Origin of the sequence: Stieleria sp. (assembly GCF_041595215.1) — a bacterium.
Taxonomy (GTDB): Bacteria; Planctomycetota; Planctomycetia; order Pirellulales; family Pirellulaceae; genus Stieleria; species Stieleria magnilauensis.
In genome coordinates this window covers 1-3,665 of sequence record NZ_JBFHKV010000890.1, presented here as the reverse complement: position 1 = coordinate 3,665, position 3,665 = coordinate 1, and the positions used below count along the sequence as shown (strand labels likewise).

The 3,665-nt window shown below is 59.9% G+C and carries 4 protein-coding genes; all 4 read right to left on the bottom strand.

Features of this window, described 5'->3' with window-relative positions; translation table 11 throughout:
* Positions 1–238: 238 nt before the first annotated feature.
* Positions 239–955 carry a hypothetical protein gene (locus ABX749_RS25775; protein ID WP_372898532.1) on the bottom strand — a complete coding sequence of 239 codons (717 nt, stop codon included), beginning with the start codon at positions 953–955 and terminating at the stop codon, positions 239–241.
* A 91-nt stretch (positions 956–1,046) separates the two neighbouring features.
* Positions 1,047–2,132 carry a Gfo/Idh/MocA family protein gene (locus ABX749_RS25770; protein ID WP_372898531.1) on the bottom strand — a complete coding sequence of 362 codons (1,086 nt, stop codon included), beginning with the start codon at positions 2,130–2,132 and terminating at the stop codon, positions 1,047–1,049.
* A complete protein-coding gene (locus ABX749_RS25765; RefSeq protein WP_372898530.1) occupies positions 2,132–3,442 on the bottom strand; it encodes a Gfo/Idh/MocA family protein in 1,311 nt (436 codons plus the stop codon). Before ABX749_RS25765 ends, ABX749_RS25770 begins: the two co-directional genes overlap by 1 nt.
* A 45-nt stretch (positions 3,443–3,487) precedes the next feature.
* Positions 3,488–3,665: DUF1501 domain-containing protein (locus ABX749_RS25760; RefSeq protein WP_372898533.1), on the bottom strand; the 178-nt coding region annotated here is incomplete at its 5' end.

Genomic DNA, 3,665 nt, shown 5'->3' with positions numbered 1-3,665 from the left:
GATCGTTGGCGCTGGCAAGGGTGATCAGGAGCAGACTGGAGAGGATGATCGATAGCGGGGATTGTGCGAGGCGGATGGGCATGAAGTGGCAAGACGATGGGGGCAAGACGATGGGGGCACGGCGATGGAGGCAGGGCGATGGGGGCAAGACGATGGGGGCAAGACGATGGGGAGGCAGAATGAGGGGGAGGCAGAATGATGGGGAGGCAGAATGATGGGGAGGCAGAATGATGGGCACTCAGTGCCTGGTTCGCCGACGTCGGATCCAACACATACCCAGGGCCAGTGCGCAGAACGCGCTGCTGCTCGGTTCGGGGATGGCGGTCACGGTGACCGTATTGAAGACCGCCTCGATCGATCGCGTCATTCCGGTGTGACTGCCCAGCGGCGTGGTGACACGATTGCCGCCGGAAAAACCTGTGTCTTGCATTTGCCAGTTGAGCGTCGAAAAGTCGGATGCGTCAAAAGGGTCTGTCGGAGGAAGCGTTCCGTCCCAGAGTGAGGTGCCCCCATTGACCAAGGTGATGGTGTTCAGGCCGGAATAACCTCCGCCCAATCCGGTGATGCTCCATCCGGGAGCATTGTAAAGTTGCAAGCCCCGAGCCCGGATCTCGTCATGTGATCCAAAGTCAATCAGCGACAGTGATCCGTACGAATCAAAGGTCGTTGATCCGACCGAGACCGACATGGAGAGTCCATCGTAGGAACCGTATTGCGGTCGGCCATCACGATCGTCTTGATTGTTCGAGTCGTAACTGAAACTTGCCGTGACGGGAGCCCCGACGTTGAACGGCAAGATGCTTAGAAAACTCGCTGTGTCATCATTGCCCGCGAGATCCGTCGCCGCGATGTTGGTCACCGATCCGGTGAGCGTGTAGGTCACCGTGGCGCCAGACGCGTCGACGCTGAGATGAATCAACAGGTAAGAAAACAGAAGCAAACTGAAACGTCTCATGATGTTCTAACTCTCCGGTTGACGATGGATTTGAATCTCCACGCCCGCTACGGGGCATTTTGCGATCGACGGGCAACGACCGTGCGATCGTTCAGAGTTGTCCGGCCAACAGTTCGTCGGCTGCCTGTTCGGCCGCTTTGATCACTTCGGCGATCGTCACGGTTTGGCCGTCGCGTTTTCTGCTTTCGGCGGCGGCTTCCATGAACGCGTACAACTCGATCGTTTCCTGCGGATCGATCGGCAATTCACGCGTGCGGAAGAACTTGGCGATCTGGACCACCAACGGTCGATAGCCGCCGTAGTCTCCGATCGGTGCGATGCCTTTTTCGCCGAATGCCGTTCCGCCGTAACCTGTCTTTCCCTCGCGCAGGCCGTGGTAGGTTCCGATGCGTCCGCCCGACCAGACGCCGACGACGACTTCGCGGCCATCGGTCGCGGTCTGCCGGACCGACTGGCAACCCGTTCCCATGCACGTGTACAACGATTCGACGCCGTGGATGCCATACCAAAATAGATCGGTGTGGGAGGGTTCGGTCGACGCCGGGCTGTAGGCGTTGCAGCCCAACACGGCACCGACCTTGCCGTCACGGATGGCCTGGGCACCTTCGCTATAACGGAGTGATGAACTGGAAAACATCGGCACGTCATAGTGTGCCGCCGCGCGATAGATCGCGACGACTTCGGCTAGATTCGATGCTACCGGTTTGTCGATGAACACGGGCTTGCCGGCTTTGAAAACTTGCAACGCCTGCTCCAAGTGCGGCTTGCCGTCGTTGGTTTCCAACAGCACGCAGTCGACTCGGTCGAGAAGCTGGTCGATCGAATCGACGATCTCGATGCCCATCGATCGCATCTGTTCGGTGTACTTCGGAATCCGGCTGTAGCTGGATTCGATCGTGCGGCTACCGTAGGGATAGGCCGCGACGACACGGCAGTTTTGCATCTCGGGATTCGCCGGTTCCGCGTTGAAGGACTTGGTGAATGCCGGGACGTGCGAGGTGTCCAGCCCGATCACGCCGATGCGGAGTGTTGTTTGGGCAGACGGACTGTCTTCGGCGGCCTCTTGGCCGGCGGCGGCGGACGCGATCGCCAGAGTGACGGCGCACAAAGTGATCATGCGTAGGGCGACCACACTCTGACGAACGTAACGACGGAAGGATGTGTGATTGGTATTCATTAGACGGTCGGCTCCCATCCCTTGGCGTACTCTCGTGACCATAATTGATTTGCGGCGTCGTTGTTTTGCGGACGGCCGTCGGACGGGTCGGTGTGCAACACGCTGCCGGTCCGGTAGGCGATGTTGCCCAGGTGACAGAGCAGGGTACTGCGATGCGCTTTTTCGATGTCTGCGTTGGTGCGGTGTCCGTCGCGAACGGCGCTGATGAAATCGTCGAAGTGATCTTTGTCGCCGCCGGCGCCGGTGCCGCTAGCGACTTCCTTGTTTCGAATGTCGTACTGGGTGTATCCCGAACCGCGGATCACGATCGATCCCTCGGTGCCGTGGAAACTGACGCCGAATCCCGAATCGTGCGGTCCCAGCGGCGACCAGCTGAGGCCTTCCCAGGTGATGGTTTTGCCGTCGGCAAAGTCATAGGTGACCATCATCGTGTCGGGAGTTTCCTGGTCGTCTTCATGACGATACTTTCCACCGCCGGCGGTGACACGATTGGGGAAGTCGACTTGCATGCCCCAGCGGGCGACGTCCAGACCGTGGACGCCGTTGTTGCCCAGTTCGCCGTTGCCCCAGTGCCAATGCCAGTGCCAGTTGTAGTGGACGAGGTTGTCTTTAAAGGGGCGATCCGGCGCCGGGCCTTGCCACAACCGCCAGTCCAACCAGGCGGGGACCTCCGCCGGCTTTCCGAAGCCGATCCGACCGCGTCGGTTGTTGTACCAGGTTCGGCAATACAGCGCTTTTCCGATCGCCCCGCCGTGAATCTTTTCGACCGCTTCGACGATCCCGGGCCAACTGCGACGCTGGGTGCCCATCTGCACGACGCGATCGTTTTTGCGTGCCGCCGCGACCGCCATCTCGCCTTCGGCCGGCGTGTAGCTGCAAGGTTTTTCGACGTACACGTGTTTGCCCGCGCCGCAGGCCATGATGGTCGCCGGGGCATGCCAATGGTTCGGTGCGGCGCAGATCAGGGCGTCGACCGATTTGTCGTCCAGGATGCGGCGAAAGTCTTTGACCGATTGAGTCTTCGTCGACTGTTTCTCGTTGACAATCTTGGTCACCCGTTCGGCCGCCCGCTCATCGACGTCACAGATGTACGCGATGTCGACCTGTCCGCTGGCCATCATGCCTTTGACGATCGCGCCGCCGCGGCCATTGACGCCCATCACGCCGATCGAGAGTTTTTCCGATGGCGCCGCTGCGGCGGGCGTCTCTTGGGCACGCAGCGTGTTGCTCAGGCCGAGGGCGGTCATCGAGGCGACGCCGGTTTTTAAAAACAGGCGGCGGTCTTGATCCAGGGTCTCAATGTCTTTCATTCAAATCGGTCCGGTGTGGGAGAGGAAAAAGGACAGTGGGATCGTTCAGGCGATCAACTCGGGGATGGGTTTGCCGTGGTCGACGATCGGTGTCGGGCGTCCGTTAAAGTCTTTGATCATGACTTTGGAGGCGTCGATTCCGAGGTGGTGGTAGATCGTGGACAAAAAGTCGCCCGGTCCACAGCGTCGATCAATGGCGTCTTCGCCGCGTTTGTCGGTCGCG

Bases quoted from the DNA above. Each gene is read 5' to 3' on its own strand.
- ABX749_RS25770 (WP_372898531.1), bottom strand. From the start codon at position 2,132: ATGAATACCAATCACACATCCTTCCGTCGTTACGTTCGTCAGAGTGTG.
- ABX749_RS25765 (WP_372898530.1), bottom strand. From the start codon at position 3,442: ATGAAAGACATTGAGACCCTGGATCAAGACCGCCGCCTGTTTTTAAAA.
- ABX749_RS25775 (WP_372898532.1), bottom strand. From the start codon at position 955: ATGAGACGTTTCAGTTTGCTTCTGTTTTCTTACCTGTTGATTCATCTC.